The organism is Streptomyces sp. NPDC001889 (genome assembly GCF_053594535.1).
On the sequence record NZ_JBSFER010000001.1, the window covers coordinates 348,272 to 363,899 of the forward strand.

A 15,628-nucleotide genomic window follows, 5' to 3' on the forward strand; every position below is an offset into this window, starting at 1 on the left:
GGTCAGAGGGCGAGCCTCGGTCTCGGGGCGTCCCTGCGGCCCGTCGGGGGCGGGCGGCTGCCCGCGCGGTAGGGCGGCGGCCAGGGCGCGCCCGGCCCGGTGTGGTCCTGCTCGGCCGCCGCGTGCAGGGTCCAGTGCGGGTCGTACAGATGGGGCCTGGCGAGCGCGCACAGATCGGCGCGGCCCGCCAGAAGCAGGGAGTTGACGTCGTCCCAGGAGGAGATCGCGCCGACCGCGATCACGGGGACACCGGCCTCGGTGCGTATCCGGTCGGCGTGGGGCACCTGGTACGAGCGCCCGTACTCGGGCCGCTCGTCGGGCACGACCTGTCCGGTGGAGACATCGATGGCGTCGGCGCCGTGCGCGGCGAAGGCGCGGGCGATCTCCACCGACTCCTCGGCGGTGGTGCCGCCGGGCGCCCAGTCGGTGGCGGAGATCCGGACGGTCATGGGCCGGTCGGCCGGCCAGCTCTCCCGTACCGCGTCGAAGACCTCCAGCGGGAAGCGGAGGCGCCCCTCGATCCCGCCGCCGTGGGCGTCGGTGCGCCGGTTGGTGAGCGGGGAGAGGAAGCCGGAGAGCAGGTAGCCGTGGGCGCAGTGCAGTTCGAGGAGGTCGAAATCGCAGCCGGCGGCGCGCCGGGCGGCGGCGGCGAACTCCTCCCGCACGGCGGTGAGCCCGGCCCGGTCCAGGGCGTGCGGTATCTGGTTCACGCCGGGGCGGTACGGGATCGGGGAGGCGGCCCGCAGCGGCCAGTTGCCCTCGGGGAGCGGGGCGTCCATGCCCTCCCACATCAGCCGGGTGGAGCCCTTGCGGCCGGAGTGGCCCAGCTGGACACCGATCGCGGTGTCGGGCGCGCGGCGGTGCACGAAGGCGGTGACCCGCCGCCAGGCGGCGGCCTGTCCATCGGTCCACAGCCCGGCGCAGCCGGGGGTGATCCGGCCCTCCGGGCTGACGCAGACCATCTCGGTCATCACCAGACCGGCCCCGCCGAGCGCCCGGGCGCCCAGATGGACGAGGTGGAAGTCGCCGGGGACCCCGTCGGCCGCCGAGTACAGGTCCATGGGCGAGACCACGACCCGGTTGCGCAGCCGCAGCCCGCGCAGCCGGAAGGGGGTGAACATCGGCGGTGTGCCGGGCGGGCAGCCGAACTCCCGCTCGACGGCTTCGGTGAAGGCGGGGTCGCGCAGCCGCAGATTGCCGTGGGTGACCCGGCGGCTGCGGGTGAGCAGGCCGAACGCGAACTGCCGGGGCGGCCGGTCGAGCGCGCCGCCCAGCTCCTCGAACCAGCGCAGGCTGGCGGTGGCGGCCCGCTGCGCCGACTCGACGACCGGGCGGCGCTCCTCCTCGTACGCGGCGAGCGCCTCCTCCACCGTGGGGTGCTCCCCGATCCCGGCGGCGAGCGCGAGGGCGTCCTCGACGGCGAGTTTGGTGCCGGAGCCGATGGAGAAGTGGGCGGTGTGCGCGGCGTCGCCGAGCAGGACGGTGCGGCCGTTGGACCAGTGCTCGTTGACGACGGTGCGGAAGGGGGTCCAGGCGGAGTCGTTGGCGCGCAGGGGCCGGCCGCCCAGGGCGTCCTCGAAGAGGGCGGCGCAGCGGCGCAGGGTCTCGGGCCCGGCCCGTTCGCCGAGGCCGGCGAAGCCGGCGGCCCGCCAGACCTCCTCGCGCATCTCGACGATGACGGTGCTGGCGGCGGGGGCGTAGGGGTAGCCGTGGAGCTGGACGACGCCGTGTTCGGTCTCGGCGGTCTCGAAGCGGAAGGCGCCGAGGGCGAAGTCGGCGGCCAGCCAGACATAGCGGCTGCGGTGAGTGGTGATCCTCGGGCCGAAGGCGTCGGCGTGGGCCCGGCGGGTGGCGCTGCCCGCGCCGTCGGCGGCGATGACCAGATCGTGGGTGCGGGCGAGCGCGGCGGCGGGCGGGGCGGGGGCGCGGAAGCGGAGCCGTACGCCGAGGTCGGCGCAGCGGGCGTGGAGCACCGCCAGGAGCCGCGCGCGCCCGAGGGCGACGAAGCCGTGGCCGCCGGAGGTCAGCCGGTGGCCCCGGTGGACGATGTCGATGTCGTCCCAGCGGATGAACTCCCGCCGGAGCGCTGAGTGGACGACCGGGTCGGCGCGCTCGATGCCGCCGAGGGTCTCGTCCGAGAGGACGACTCCGAAGCCGAAGGTGCGGTCGGGGGCGCCCCGCTCCCAGACGGTGATCTCGCGCGCCGGGTCCAGCCGCTTCAGCAGCGCGGCGGCGTAGAGCCCGGCGGGCCCGCCACCGACGACGGCGACCCGGAGCGGCGGGGTCACCGGCCCCGCCACACCGGGGCGCGCTTCCCGGTGAACGCCGCGTGGAACTCCGCGTAGTCCTCGCTCGTCATCAGCAGGGCCTGGGTGGCGGCGTCCAGCTCCAGGGCGGCGCCGAGCGGCATGTCCAGTTCGGCGGTGAGCAGGGCCTTGGTCTGCGCGTGCGCGAGGGCCGGGCCCGCGGCGAGCCGGGCGGCCAGTTCCGCGGCGCGGGCGTCGGCGCCGCCCTCCCCGGTCACCTCGCTGAGCAGTCCGATCCGCTCGGCCTCCGGCGCGCCGACGGGTTCGCCGAGCATCAGCAGCCGGGTGGCGTGGCCGAGGCCGACGACGCGGGGCAGCAGATAGGCCGCGCCCATGTCCCCGCCGGAGAGCCCGACCCGGGTGAAGAGGAAGGCGAAACGCGCGGTGGGGTCCGCGATCCGGAAGTCGGCGGCGAGGGCGAGGACGGCGCCCGCGCCCGCGGCGACACCGTGGACGGCGGCGATCACGGGGAAGGGGCACTCGCGCAGCGCCCGCACCACCTGTCCGGTCATCCGGTTGAAGTCGAGGAGCGCGGCGGTGTCCAGGGCGAGGGTGGCGCCGATGATCTCGTCGACGTCCCCGCCGGAGCAGAATCCGCGCCCCGCCCCGCCGAGCACCAGCGCGCGCACGCTCCGCTCCCGGGCCAGTTCGGCGAGGAGGTCGCGGAGATCCGCGTACGCGCCGAAGGTCAGCGCGTTGAGTTTCCCGGGGCGGTCCAGGGTCACCGTGGCGACACCGTCGCGGACGGTGAGCCGCAGATGGCGCCACTCCTCCGTGTGCCTCGCCGAGCTGGGGAACGGGCTCATCGCACCTGGCCTCCCTCGGGGCGGCGGTGAGCCCCTGATGAAGTTATCACCAGAATATGACTGCCGTCACGAGTGCGCGACAAGCCGGAGCCCCCGGGAGCGCTCAGGGGCGGGCCAGGGTGGCGACCAGGACCGCCTTGATGGTGTGCATCCGGTTCTCCGCCTCGTCGAAGACGACCGAGTGCTCCGACTCGAAGACCTCGTCCGTGACCTCCAGCTCGGTGAGGCCGTGGCGCTGGTGGATCTCCTGGGCGACGGTGGTGGCCAGATCGTGGAAGGCCGGGAGGCAGTGCAGAAACCGCACTCCGGGGTTGCCGGTGGCCCGCAGCACGTCCATGGTCACGGCGTACGGGCGCAGTGCGGCGATCCGCTCGTCCCAGACCTCCTTGGGCTCACCCATCGACACCCAGACGTCGGTGGCGACGAAGTCCGCCCCGAGGACCCCGGCCGCGATGTCCTCGGTGAGGGTGATCCGCGCCCCGCTGGCGGCGGCCAGCTCCCGGGCCCGGTCCACGACCTCCTGGGCGGGCCAGTACGCGCGCGGCGCCACGATCCGTACGTCCATGCCGAGCAGCGCGCCGGTGACCAGATAGGAGTTGCCCATGTTGAAGCGGGCGTCGCCGAGGTAGGCGTACGCCGTCTCCTGGAGCGGCTTGGCGCAGTGCTCGGTCATGGTGAGCAGGTCGGCGAGCATCTGGGTGGGGTGCCAGTCGTCGGTGAGGCCGTTGTAGACCGGGACCCCGGCGTACCGGGCCAGCTCCTCCACGGTGGACTGGGCGTCCCCCCGGAACTCGATCGCGTCGAACATCCGGCCGAGGACGCGCGCGGTGTCCCTCGCGGACTCCTTGCTGCCGATATGGGAGCCGGCCGGGTCGATGTAGGTGGTCGACGCGCCCTGGTCGGCCGCCGCGACCTCGAAGGCGCAGCGGGTCCGGGTCGACGCCTTCTCGAAGATCAGCGCGATGTTCCTGCCCCGCAGCAGCCTCTCCTCGGCCCCCGCTCGCTTGGCGGCCTTGAGCCGGGCGGCCAGCTCGATCAAGCCGCGGAACTCCCCGGCCGTGAAATCCAGCTCTTTGAGGAAGTGGCGGCCTTCGAGATGTATCGCCATGGTGGCTGCTCCTGCGTTGCGGATGCGGTGACCTATGGAAGTGTATACGGAAGGCCACATTGATATACAGAGGCATCGGGCTGCCCCGGGACCGGCCGGAGCGCGGAGACACCGGCCGCCCAGGGGCGCGCGCCGGGGCCCGGGCGTCCGCGGCCCGATCCCCGCCCCGCCCCGTCCCGTCCCGTCCCACACTGTCCCGCACTGTCCCGCACTGTCCCGGTCCGGTCCGTACCGGTCCACACCGCCCCGGTCCGGTCCGGGTGCGGCCCTACACCGGATCGCGCTCCACGGGGCAGCTCATGCAGCGCGGGCCGCCCCGCCCCCGCCCCAGTTCGCTCCCCGGGATCTCGATCACCTCGATGCCCTGCTTGCGCAGATGGGTGTTGGTCGTGACATTACGCTCATAGGCCACCACCACGCCCGGCTCGACGGCCAGCACATTGCATCCGTCGTCCCACTGCTCCCGCTCCGCCGCGTGCACATCCTGGGTCGGGGTCAGCACCCGGATCTCCTTCATCCCCAGCGCGGCGGCGATGGCGCTGTGCATCTGCTCCGGCGGATGGTCGCTCACCCTGAGCCCCTGGGCGCCCTCGGCGGGCTCGATCGTGTACGAGCGGAGCATCCCCAGGCCCGCGTACTGCGTGAAGGTGTCCGCGCCGACCATCGTCATCACCGTGTCGAGGTGCATGAAGGCCCGCCGCTTGGGCATGTCCAGCGCCACGATCGTGCGCGCCGAGCCCGCCGCGAACATCCCCCGCGCCAGCATCTCCACCGCCTGCGGAGTGGTGCGCTCGCTCATTCCGATCAGCACGGCGCCCCGGCCGAGCACCAGCACATCGCCGCCCTCGATGGTGGACGGATAGTCGTCCTGCCCCTCCGACCAGTGGTGGAAGTCACCGGCGAGCGGGCCGGTGAAGAGCGGATGGTGCTTGTAGATCGCCTCGAAGTGGACGGTCTCGCGCCGCCGGGCCGGCCAGCGCATCGCGTTGATGGAGACCCCGTCGTAGATCCAGGCGGAGGTGTCCCGGGTGAAGAGGTGGTTGGGCAGCGGGTCGAGCAGAAAGCCGTCCAGGTCCAGCACATGGAACCGGACCGACGTCGGCTCGGGGTGATGGGCCAGGAACTCCCGCTTGGTCATACCGCCGACCAGCGCCTCCACCAGATCGGGGGTGGGCATCTCGTCGAAGGCGGCTCTGAGGTGGTCGGTGGCGAGCGGCCCGTACTCCTTCTCGTCGAAGACCCGGTCCAGGACGAGCTTCCTCGCCTCCGGGATCTCCAGCGACTCGCGGAGCAGATCGCCGAAGAGATGCACCTCCACGCCCCGGTCGCGCAGCACGTCCGCGAACCCGTCGTGCTCCTGCCGGGCCCGGCGCACCCAGAGCACATCGTCGAAGAGGAGTGTGTCCTTGTTGCTCGGGGTGAGGCGCTTCAGCTCCAGATCGGGCCGGTGGAGTACGACCCGGCGCAGCCGCCCGGTCTCGGAGTCGACGTGGAATCCCATGTCCCCATCCTCACCGCGCGGCGCGCGCTTCACTCGGCGGACGGCGGGGCGTTCCCCGCCGGTACCCCCTCGTATCCCGCGCCGGGGCGCTCTCTACACCGAACGCGCGCCCCCGGCCGTGAGCGGGGGCGCGCCCGCGCGGTTCAGAGCCGGGGGTCGACCGGCTCGGACTCCAGCGCCAGAACGGCGAAGACCGCTTCGTGGACCCGCCACAGCGGCTCCCCGCCGGCCAGCCGGTCCAGCGCCTCCAGACCGAGGGCGTACTCCCGCAGCGCCAGCGAGCGCTTGTGGCCCAGATGCCGGGCGCGCAGCCGCTCCAGATGCTCCGGGCGGGTGTACTCCGGGCCGTAGACGATCCGCAGATACTCCCGGCCCCGGACCTTGACGCCCGGCTGGACCAGCCGGCCCTTCCCGTCGCGGGTGAGCGGCCTGAGCGGCTTGACGACCATGCCCTCGCCGCCGCGCGCGGTCATCTCCAGCCACCAGTCGGTGCCGGACCGCACCGACTCCCCGTCTCCCGTGTCCACCACGAGCCGGCGGGTGACCTGGAGCAGCCCGGTGGGGTCGTGCTCCACCAGCCGGTCCAGCCAGGCCAGCTGGGTGTCGTGCGGTACGTCCGTCAGCGCGCGGCCGGGCGCGGCCAGGATCTGGAAGGGAGCGAGCCGTACGCCCTCCAGGCCCTCGGTGGGCCAGCAGTAGCGCCGGTACGCCTCGGTGAAGGCGGCCGTGTCAACGGCGCGCCCGCGCTGGGCGGCGAGCAGCGGGGCGACCTCGACACCCCGGGACGCGGCGGCCTCCAGGGCGGCGACGGCGCCGGGCAGGACGGCGCCCGCCGCCGCGCCGACGGCCGCGTACTGCGAGCGCAGCAGCCCGCGCGCCTTGAGGGACCAGGGCATCAGCTCGGCGTCGAGCAGCAGCCAGCCGCCGCCGGCCGCACCCGCGCCGCCGGCCGCGAGCTCGACCCAGAGGCCGGCGGCGCCGACGGCGGCCCGGAGCCGGCCGAGGATCTCCTCGGTGACCTCGGGGTCGTCGAAGAAGGGGCGGCCGGTGCGGGTGTAGAGCGCACCGGTCGGCCCGTCGACACCGAACCGCTCCCGCGCGGCCCCGGCGTCCCGGCACACCAGCGCCACGGCGCGCGAGCCCATGTGCTTCTCCTCGCACACCACCCGGCCGACCCCGTCCGCGCGGTACTGCGCGAAGGCCTCGGCCGGGTGCTCCAGATAGCCGGGCTCCCGGGAAGTGGCGGTGGGGGCCATCGTCGGCGGCAGATAGGGGAGCAGCCGGGGGTCGACCGCGAACCGGCTCATGACCTCCAGCGCCGCCGCCGTGTTCTCCTCACGGACGCCGACACGGGCCATGTGACGGGTCTCCACGGCGCGCCGGCGCACATCGGCGAGGTCCAGCGGCCGTCCCTCACGGCTGCCCGGCGCCTCGCCGGACAGCGTTCTGGCCGGCTCGTACCAGACCCGCTCGGCGGGTACGTCGACCAGCTCGCGCTCGGGCCAGCGCAGCGCGGTCATCCGGCCGCCGAAGACGGCTCCGGTGTCCAGGCAGAGGGTGTTGTTGATCCAGGAGGTGGTGGGCACGGGGGTGTGGCCGTAGACCACGGCCGCCCGGCCCCGGTACTCCTCCGCCCAGGGGTAGCGCACGGGCAGGCCGAACTCGTCGGTCTCGCCGGTGGTGTCCCCGTACAGCGCGTGGGAGCGGACCCGGCCGGAGGTGCGGCCGTGGTACTTCTCGGGCAGGCCGGCGTGGCAGACGACCAGCCCGCCGCCGTCCAGGACGTAGTGGCTGACGAGGCCGTCGATGAACTCCCGCACCCGGGCGCGGAAGGCGTCGTCCTCCTTCTCCAGCTGCTCGATCGTCTCGGCGAGACCGTGGGTGTGCTGGACCTTGCGTCCCTTGAGGTAACGGCCGAGCTTGTTCTCGTGGTTCCCGGGCACGCAGAGCGCGTTGCCCGCCGCGACCATGGACATCACCCGGCGCAGCACGCCGGGGCTGTCGGGGCCCCGGTCCACGAGGTCGCCGACGAAGACCGCGGTACGGCCCTCGGGGTGGACGCCGTCGGTGTAGCCGAGCCGGCCGAGCAGGGTCTCCAGCTCGGAGCTGCAACCGTGGATGTCACCGATGATGTCGAAGGGGCCGGTGAGGTGGGTGAGGTCGTTGTAGCGGCGCTCCAGGACGACCTCGGCCGACTCGGCCTCCTCCGCGCTCCGCAGGATGTGCACCTTGCGGAAGCCCTCGCGCTCCAGTCCGCGCAGGGAGCGGTGGAGTTCGCGGCGGTGGCGGCGGATGACGTGGAGGGGCATCCCGGCCCGCTCGGGGCGCCGGGCGTTGCGCTCGGCGCACACCTCCTCGGGGAGGTCGAGCACGATGGCGATGGGCAGCACATCGTGCTCCCGGGCCAGCCGGACCAGTTGACGGCGGCTCTCGGACTGGACGCTGGTGGCGTCGACGACGGTGAGCCGGCCGGCGGCGAGCCGCTTGCCGGCGATGTGGTGCAGGACGTCGAAGGCGTCGCCGCTCGCGCTCTGGTCGTTCTCGTCGTCGGCGACGAGGCCCCGGCAGAAGTCGGAGGAGATGACCTCGGTGGGCTTGAAGTGCCGGGCGGCGAAAGTGGACTTGCCCGAACCGGTGGCGCCGATCAGGACGACCAGGGACAGGTCGGTGACGGGGAGCAGGCGCTTCGCCGGTGCGGTGGTGGTGGTGGTGTCGGTCGTGGTGGTCATGCCGCCTTCTCCTCCTTCTTCTTGTTCTCCGCCGGGGCAGGGGCCGGAGCCGGCCGGTCGGCGGGGGTGGCGCGGGTGAAGACGGCCATCTGGGTGGGCGGGCCCACCTCGGGGTCGTCGGGCCCCACGGGCAGGAACTCCACCGTGTAGCCCTCCCGCCCGGCGACCGCCGCCGACCACTCCCGGAACTCCCGGCGGGTCCACTCGAAGCGGTGGTCGCTGTGGCGGACCCGGCCCGCGGGCAGACTCTCCCAGCGGACGTTGTACTCGGCATTGGGCGTGGTCACGATGACGGTCCCGGGCCGGGCCGCGCCGAACACCGCGTACTCCAGCGCGGGCAGCCTGGGCGGGTCGACATGTTCGACGACCTCGCTCAGCACGGCGGCGTCATAGCCGGCCAGCCGCTTGTCGGTGTAGGCGAGCGAGCCCTGGAGCAGGGTCAGCCGCGCGGCCAGGCGCTCGCCCATCCGGTCGACCCGCAGCCGCCGGGCGGCGACGGCCAGCGCCCGGGCGGACACATCGACGCCGACCACCTCGGTGAAGCGCGTCTCCTTGAGAAGCGCCTGCACCAACTGGCCCTGTCCGCAGCCCAGGTCGAGCACCCGGCTCGCGCCGTGGTCGCGCAGCACGGAGAGGATCGCCGCACGCCGCTGTTCGGCCAGGGGCACCGGCTTCTCCTCGGTGTCGGTGCGCTCGTCGACGGCGTTGTCCAGGTCCTCGACCCCGAGGTCGTCCGCCTCGGCGAGGCGGACCAGTTCCAGGCGCTCCATCGCCTGCCGGGTCAGGCCCCAGCGGCGGGCGAGATAGCGGCTGGTGATCAGCTTCTGCTCGGGGTGGCCGGCGAGCCAGCCCTCGCCGGCGCGCAGCAGTTTGTCGACCTCGTCGGGGGCGACCCAGTAGTGCTTGGCGTCGTCGAGAACCGGGAGCAGGACATAGAGCTGCCGCAGCGCGTCGGCGAGCAGCAGCTCGCCCTCCAGCACCAGCCGGACATAGCGGGACTCGCCCCACTCGGGGAAGCGCTCGTCCAGCGCCACCGGCTCCGCGCCGACCGTGCTCCAGCCCAGCGGCCCGAACAGCTTCCGCACCAGCTCCGCACCGCCGCGCGCGGGCATCGCGGGTATCTCCACCCGCAGCGGCAGCGGGGCCCCGGCGCGCTCGGGGCGCGCGGCGCAGACACCCCGCAGGGCGCTCCTGAAGACGCCGCTCATCGCGACGGCGAGCAGTGAGGACGCCGCGTAGGGGCGGTCGTTGACGTACTGCGCGAGTGCCGCGTCGGGCGTGCCGCCCCCGCTCTTCCCGCGGCGCACCAGCGCCACGGGATCGACCTCCAGCAGCAGCGCGGCGGTGCAGCGCTCGGCGGAGGCCTCGGGGTAGAAGACATGCGCGGTGCCGTGCGCGGTGGAGAAGCGCTGCGCCTTGTCGGGGTGCTTGTGCAGCAGGAATCCGAGGTCGGTGGCGGGGCGCTCGGGGGTGCCGGTGGTGCTGATGGTCAGGAACACCGTCCGAGTATCACCGGATTGACCGCTCCCGACCACGCAGTTTCCACCGCGCGCCCCCGCCCGCCCCGCCAGAACCGGGCACGCTGGAAACCCCCTCGACCGACGCCCTCTGAGGCGCCGCCGCTACGGGCTGCGCCGACCCGGTGCTCCCGGCACTTGAGGAGCACCCACCGGCTCTCACCGGCTTGATTGCCCACCACCTCAGCCCTCACTGCCACTTGAGGAGCCCCCCCACTAACCGGTGCTGGAGCCCACCCACCCAGCCCTCCCCGACGCGCGGAAGGCGCCACCCCGGCCCCTCCCCGACGATCAGGAGGCACCACCCCCACCCCTCCGGGCGAGCTGAGGCACGAAACCCAGCCCTTCCGGGCGGACCGAGGCACACATTCCAGCCCCTCCGGCGGGCGAGGCACACCACCCCAGCCCCCCGGCGACTGAGCAGCACCACCCCAGCCCCTCCGGCGATTGAGGAGCGGGGGTTCGGGGGCCGGCCCCCGACCGTGGCCCGCAGGGTGCGGGGTCCTGTTGACCAGGGTCCGTCCTCACACTTCCCAGAGCCGCCTCCCGGAGGGACCCCCCGGGCGGGCCGGGGCTGACCGGGAGAGGGTCACCCCGGGTGGGGGCGCGGGAAGTGGGTGGCGAGGGCGGCGATCTCCCGTGGGCCGACCCGGCAGCAGCCACCGATCAGCCGGGCCCCCGACGCACCCCACCCCGGAGCCATCCCGGGGTCGAAGGAAGCCCTCCCCCGCCAGCGGCGCGCAGCGCTGTCCCACCGCTCCCCGCTGTTGGGGTACACCACCCCCACTCCACCGGTCACCGCCGCCGCGAGGGCGACCGCGCCATCCGCGTCGGCCGGATCGCAGCAGTTCACCCCCGCGGCGATCACCTGGTCCCGGCCCGCCACCACCCCCAGGGCCTCGGCGAGCGGCTGCCCGGCCCGGGTGCGCTCCCCCGCGACGGTGTACGAGAGCCAGAGCGGCACCCCGCACCCCTCGGCCGCCGCGAGCAGAGCCTCCGCCTCGTCGGTGTCGGGCACCGTCTCCAGGGCGAGCACATCGGGGCCCGCCGCCGCGAGGGCCTCGATCCGGGGCCGGTGGAAGCGCTCCAGTTCCCGCACCGAGAGCCCGTACCGCCCCCGGTACTCGCTGCCGTCGGCGAGCACCGCGCCGTAGGGCCCGACCGAGGCCGCCACCCACACCTCGGCCCCGGCCCGCTCACCGGCCTCCCGTGCCAGGGAGACGCTGCGGGCGAAGAGGCCCGCGGCCTCGGCGCGCCCGATCCCCCGCCGGGCGAACCCCTCGAAGCCGGCCTGGTAGGAGGCGGTGGTGAGCACCCTCGCCCCCGCCCGCGCCCAGGCGGTGTGGGCGGCCAGGAGCTGCCCGGGGTCGTCCAGGAGCAGCCGCGCCGTCCAGAGCCCGCCGGAGAGATCGCACCCCTGCGCCGCCAGCTGGTGGGAGAGCCCGCCGTCCAGGACGAGGGGCCCCTCGTCCAGCGCCGCGGCGAGCGGCCGGCCCGGGCGCACCGCGCTCAGCCCAGCTGGGACTGGACCTGGGCGGAGATCAGCTCCAGATGGTCCAGATCGTCCAGGTCCAGCACCTGGAGATAGATCCGGGACGATCCGGTCGCGGCATAGCGGCCGATCTTGTCGACGACCTCGGCGGGCGAACCCGCCAGACCGTTGGTCCTCAGCTCGTCCACCTCCCGTCCGATGACGGCGGCCCGGCGGGCCACCTCCGCCTCGTCCCTGCCGACGCAGACCACCAGCGCGTTGGAGTACACCAGGTCGCCGGGGGCGCGCCCGGCGCTCTCCGCGGCGGCCCGGACCCGGCCGAACTGCCGCTCGCTGTCCTCGATCGACGCGAAGGGGATGTTGAACTCGTCGGCGTACTGGGCGGCCAGCCGGGGGGTGCGGGTGGCGCCGTGGCCGCCGATGAGCACCGGAATCCTGCTCTGCGCGGGCTTGGGCAGCGCCGGGGAACCGGAGAGCTGGTAGTGGGTGCCGTCGTAGGAGAAGGTGTCACCGGTCCCGGTGGCCCACAGCCCGGTGACGATCGCGAGCTGCTCCTCCAGCCGGGCGAACTTCTCCTTGGGGAAGGGGATGCCGTAGGCCTTGTGCTCCTCCTCGAACCATCCGGCGCCGAGGCCCAGCTCGATCCGGCCGCCGGACATCTGGTCCACCTGGGCCACCTGGATGGCGAGCACGCCGGGCAGCCGGAAGGTGCCCGCGGTCATCAGGGTGCCCAGCCGGATGCGCCGGGTCTCCCGGGCGAGGCCGGCGAGGGTGATCCATGCGTCGGTCGGGCCGGGCAGACCGTCGGCGGAGCCCATGGCGAGGTAGTGGTCGGAGCGGAAGAAGGCGTCGAAGCCGAGGTCCTCGGTGGCCTTGGCCACGGTGAGCAGGGTGTCGTAGCTCGCCCCTTGCTGGGGCTCGGTGAAGATGCGGAGATCCATGGCTCCATCCTGCACCGTCGCCCGCCCTTCGCCCCGCCGGGCCCGCCGCCGGGCCCCGGGCCGGGCAGGGGCCGCCGGGCCGTGACGCGGTGCGGCGGCGGGCCGCGCACCGCTCCCGGTGACCGGCCCCGGACAGCCGCCCCGCGCCCGCCCCGGCTCATGACGGACCCGCGGCCGAGCCGGCCACGTTCGGGATCTCCAGCGCCAGGGCGGAGGCGGACGGGCCACGGGCGCCCTGGACACCCGGCGCTCCGGGCGGTTCGGCCGGCCGGGGTGCGCCGCGGTCACCGGAGGGCCCCGGGGCCCCCTGTGCCCGCTGCGCGACCGGCCGGGCGGCCCATCCGCCGCCCGCCGGACCCGCTCTGCTCCGCGCGTCGGGCGGCCTGCCCGCGTCCCGCACGGCGAGCTTCCGCAGCATGCCGCGCACCCGGTCGTTGGACTCGTCCGCCGCGTCCACCGCCTCGACGCACTGCCAGTACAGCCCCTCCTCGTCAGTGGCGCACGCGACCCCGACGAGGGCAATGCCCACATCGCCGAGGAGCACCCCGAGGCCGAGGAGGGTCCCCCGGGTGTCGGCGAGACCGGAGAGCTGAGCCGCTCTGATCCCTCCGCTGCGCACCCCGGGGTGGTCCAGCGCTCCCACCCCCCGGCCCCCGGTCTCGCTGAGCCCGCGCGCCTCGCCCCTGAGCTCCGGTGGTCCGTACACCGCGAGCCGGCCGCCGATCGCCTGGGCCAGGGCCTGTGCCTGCCATGCCTCCGCCACGATCTCCGGCACTGACCGGCTCTGGGCCAACGCGTGCCGGCTGGCAAAGATGAGTCGCTCCGCATCCATGAACGGCGCCCCCGTTCGTAAGACTTACTGCCCACTCAGTTCATTACCCAGAGTGAGGCTTATTGAGCCCAAACGCCAGAGGAATTCGGGAATTTGTGGACAGCAAGTCGACTGTGGAAAGATCCGTAACTCCATAGAGTGACAATTCCTTGATCGATGAGGAGAAGGGGCCCGGTTTCCCCCCTTTCCCACCCCGAACTCACGTCACCGGGAAGCGGATCTCATTGCGGTCGATCTTGTCCGAGAGCGCCTCCAGCGGGTCCACGCCGAGCGCCGCGCAGAACTGGAGCAGATACGCCAGCACATCGGCGACCTCGTCCCGGACCCGGTGCGCGGACTCCTCGGCGTCCATCACCCGCGCCGACTGCTCCGGCGTCAGCCACTGGAAGATCTCCACCAGTTCGGCCGCCTCGACGCCGAGTGCCATCGCGAGGTTCTTCGGCGTGTGGTATTGCCCCCAGTCCCGCGCCGCCGCGAACTCCGTCAGCCGGTGCTGGAGCCCCGCCACATCGAGCCCGCCTCCGGGACCCGCTCCCCTCACCGCGTCCGCACCCCGCACCGCGCCCCCTCCGCTCTCCGGCCCCACCGGGCCCGTCTCCTCCGGCCGGGGCCGCGCGCCCGGTCCGTCACCACTGCGCTGTCCGTCCATGCTCGTCACGGCACCAGATCTACCACCCGCACCCCGTCGACCCCGCGCGCGAAGGACGCGTCGGAGACCGCTCCCATGAGCCGCACATGGCCTCGGCCCGCCGTCTGTGCCGCCAGGGCCACCAGGGCGCGCGCCTGTGCCGGATCGAGACAGCGGTCGAAGCCGTCCGCCAGGACGGTCAGCGACTGGCGCGCCTCCGGGACCTCCGCCGCCCGGTCCACGGCGAGCACCCCGGGCCCGGTGAGCAGCACCAGCGCCAGCGCCAGATAGCGGAGTTCGCCGTCGCCGAGCCGGTCCAGCGGAGTGGCCCGGCGGCCGGCGTCCCGCGCCAGCAGCGCGCGTACCCTCCCGTTCGCCAGCTCCTCGACGGTCAGCCCCGCCACCGCGCCCGCGCATCCCGCGCGGGCCGCCGCGGTCAGCCGGGCATGGCGTCGCGCGCACTGCTCACGGGTGCGGTGGAGCACCTCGGCGAGGTTGTCGCAGCCGCGCCGGAGCCGGCCGTCGCCCAGGGGCACCGGCCCGCGCATCCCGTGCGGCTGCGGGTCGCAGACGAAGGCCGAGCGCAGCGCCACCACCGTCTGCTCCGCCGCCGCGAGCACCTGTAACTGGCCCTCGGTCCGGCCCGCCACGCGCAGCGGCAGCAGCGCGGTGCCCAGCCGGTCGTCGGGCAGCGGCGCCCGGGTCACCCGCCCCGATCCGGCGGTGTGCCAGGCGGCCTCCACCGACGACCGCCGGGGATCGCGCAGCGCCGTGCTCAGCAGGGTGCGTCCGCCGCAGGTCAGCCGCTCGCCCACGATCCGCAGCGCGGGCTCGGTCTGGACGGCGAGATCGAGCCGGACGGCTCCGGCGGGCCCGTCCGCCGTACAGCCGATCCGGAATCCCCGCCTCCCCTGATCGTCGCTCCCCGACCGCTCCGGGACCCAGCGCCCGGGGTCGGGGAAGGTGGGGCCGAGGCCGCTGCCGCCGGCCAGCCGCGCCAGCGCCTCGTACGCCTGTAAAGCGCTGGACTTGCCGCTGCCGCTGGGCCCCGTGAGCAGGGTGAGCGCGGTGAGGGGGAGCGTGGTGCCCCGGTGCGGCCCGAAGGCGGAGAGCCGCAGTTCGGTGACGGCGGGGCGGAGAAGGGCGCCGGCCGGCACCGGGGACGCGGGGTCGCCGGTGCCGGCGGACGGGGAACTGCCGGGGCGGGGGGAGACGTTGCCGGGCAGGGGGCGGTTGTCCATGGCCGGACGGTACGCAGCGGGCGGGAGCCGAACCGTTCCGTCTCCGCGCCCTTCCTACGAACGGGGGATATGACGGGTGAAGGTGTCGGTGGCCTCGGCGATTCCGTCGACCTCGGTGCCCGTGGGGGCGAGCAGAAAGACATTGCGGTCGACGCGGTGCATTCCGCTGCCGAGTCCGAAGACGACCCCGCTGCTGAAGTCCAGGATGCGCTTGGCGACATCGGCGTCCGCGCTGGTGAGATCGAGGAGCACCGGAATCTGTGCGATGAGGTACTCGGCGACATCGCGCGCGTCCGAGAAGACCCGCACCCGCAGGACGACCATCCGACGGTTCTCGGCCGCGCTGTCTCCCGGGACGGCGCGGTGGTCCACCCGCGACGGCCACTCGTTACGGCCGCGCAACGGGACGACCTGCGCCAGGCCCTCCCACTGCTCGTCGGTGACGTCGTACCTCTCGTACCTACTCATACGCCTATCCTCGCCTCCCTCACCCGTTCAGCCCAACTGCGACACGGACCGGCCGGCAT

The 15,628-nt window shown here is 74.1% G+C and carries 11 protein-coding genes and 1 pseudogene; all 12 read right to left on the reverse strand.

What is annotated here, in order from left to right; translation table 11 throughout:
- Positions 1–2: 2 nt before the first annotated feature.
- The 12 genes and pseudogenes from ACWCRA_RS01630 to ACWCRA_RS01685 all read right to left on the reverse strand — a co-directional run bounded on the left by ACWCRA_RS01630 (position 3) and on the right by ACWCRA_RS01685 (position 15,569).
- On the reverse strand, positions 3–2,288 hold the full coding sequence (locus tag ACWCRA_RS01630; RefSeq protein ID WP_451066582.1) for a bifunctional salicylyl-CoA 5-hydroxylase/oxidoreductase: 2,286 nt from the start codon (positions 2,286–2,288) through the stop codon (positions 3–5).
- Entirely contained in the window at positions 2,285–3,112 is an 828-nt protein-coding gene (locus ACWCRA_RS01635; protein ID WP_351556461.1) for an enoyl-CoA hydratase family protein, read from the reverse strand. The genes ACWCRA_RS01630 and ACWCRA_RS01635 overlap by 4 nt, the downstream gene beginning before the upstream one ends.
- Positions 3,113–3,215: 103 nt before the next feature.
- The gene (gene argF, locus ACWCRA_RS01640) at positions 3,216–4,220 is read right to left on the reverse strand and encodes an ornithine carbamoyltransferase (RefSeq protein ID WP_451066583.1); all 1,005 of its coding nucleotides are present in this window, start codon (positions 4,218–4,220) and stop codon (positions 3,216–3,218) included.
- Between the two features lie 268 nt (positions 4,221–4,488).
- On the reverse strand, positions 4,489–5,721 hold the full coding sequence (locus tag ACWCRA_RS01645) for an arginine deiminase (protein ID WP_451066584.1): 1,233 nt from the start codon (positions 5,719–5,721) through the stop codon (positions 4,489–4,491).
- Between the two features lie 143 nt (positions 5,722–5,864).
- Positions 5,865–8,450 (reverse strand): polynucleotide kinase-phosphatase, encoded by a 2,586-nt coding sequence (locus ACWCRA_RS01650; RefSeq protein WP_451066585.1) that lies wholly within the window; start codon positions 8,448–8,450, stop codon positions 5,865–5,867.
- A complete protein-coding gene (locus ACWCRA_RS01655; RefSeq protein ID WP_451066586.1) occupies positions 8,447–9,949 on the reverse strand; it encodes a 3' terminal RNA ribose 2'-O-methyltransferase Hen1 in 1,503 nt (500 codons plus the stop codon). Before ACWCRA_RS01655 ends, ACWCRA_RS01650 begins: the two co-directional genes overlap by 4 nt.
- Positions 9,950–10,556: 607 nt before the next feature.
- Positions 10,557–11,471 carry a homocysteine S-methyltransferase gene (gene mmuM / locus ACWCRA_RS01660; protein WP_451066587.1) on the reverse strand — a complete coding sequence of 305 codons (915 nt, stop codon included), beginning with the start codon at positions 11,469–11,471 and terminating at the stop codon, positions 10,557–10,559.
- A 5-nt stretch (positions 11,472–11,476) separates the two neighbouring features.
- Positions 11,477–12,400 carry an LLM class F420-dependent oxidoreductase gene (locus ACWCRA_RS01665; RefSeq protein ID WP_351558880.1) on the reverse strand — a complete coding sequence of 308 codons (924 nt, stop codon included), beginning with the start codon at positions 12,398–12,400 and terminating at the stop codon, positions 11,477–11,479.
- 343 nt (positions 12,401–12,743) lie between these two features.
- Positions 12,744–13,232 (reverse strand): annotated as a pseudogene (locus ACWCRA_RS01670) (DUF6099 family protein); the annotation flags it as partial.
- 199 nt (positions 13,233–13,431) lie between these two features.
- Positions 13,432–13,773, reverse strand: a complete 342-nt coding sequence (locus ACWCRA_RS01675) for a nucleotide pyrophosphohydrolase (protein ID WP_451066624.1) — start codon at positions 13,771–13,773, stop codon at positions 13,432–13,434.
- Between the two features lie 113 nt (positions 13,774–13,886).
- Positions 13,887–15,101 carry an AAA family ATPase gene (locus ACWCRA_RS01680; RefSeq protein WP_351558878.1) on the reverse strand — a complete coding sequence of 405 codons (1,215 nt, stop codon included), beginning with the start codon at positions 15,099–15,101 and terminating at the stop codon, positions 13,887–13,889.
- Positions 15,102–15,155: 54 nt separating this feature from the next.
- Positions 15,156–15,569: a cell division protein SepF gene (locus ACWCRA_RS01685; RefSeq protein WP_351558877.1), complete on the reverse strand. Its 414-nt coding sequence runs from the start codon at positions 15,567–15,569 to the stop codon at positions 15,156–15,158.
- Between the last annotated feature and the right edge of the window lie 59 nt (positions 15,570–15,628).

What these genes read in the sequence shown, in the direction of transcription:
- ACWCRA_RS01650 (WP_451066585.1), bottom strand. Translation starts at nt 8,450, where the DNA reads ATGACCACCACGACCGACACCACCACCACCACCGCACCGGCGAAGCGC.
- ACWCRA_RS01665 (WP_351558880.1), bottom strand. Translation starts at nt 12,400, where the DNA reads ATGGATCTCCGCATCTTCACCGAGCCCCAGCAAGGGGCGAGCTACGAC.
- ACWCRA_RS01685 (WP_351558877.1), bottom strand. Translation starts at nt 15,569, where the DNA reads ATGAGTAGGTACGAGAGGTACGACGTCACCGACGAGCAGTGGGAGGGC.
- ACWCRA_RS01680 (WP_351558878.1), bottom strand. Translation starts at nt 15,101, where the DNA reads ATGGACAACCGCCCCCTGCCCGGCAACGTCTCCCCCCGCCCCGGCAGT.
- argF (WP_451066583.1), bottom strand. Translation starts at nt 4,220, where the DNA reads ATGGCGATACATCTCGAAGGCCGCCACTTCCTCAAAGAGCTGGATTTC.
- ACWCRA_RS01645 (WP_451066584.1), bottom strand. Translation starts at nt 5,721, where the DNA reads ATGGGATTCCACGTCGACTCCGAGACCGGGCGGCTGCGCCGGGTCGTA.
- ACWCRA_RS01635 (WP_351556461.1), bottom strand. Translation starts at nt 3,112, where the DNA reads ATGAGCCCGTTCCCCAGCTCGGCGAGGCACACGGAGGAGTGGCGCCAT.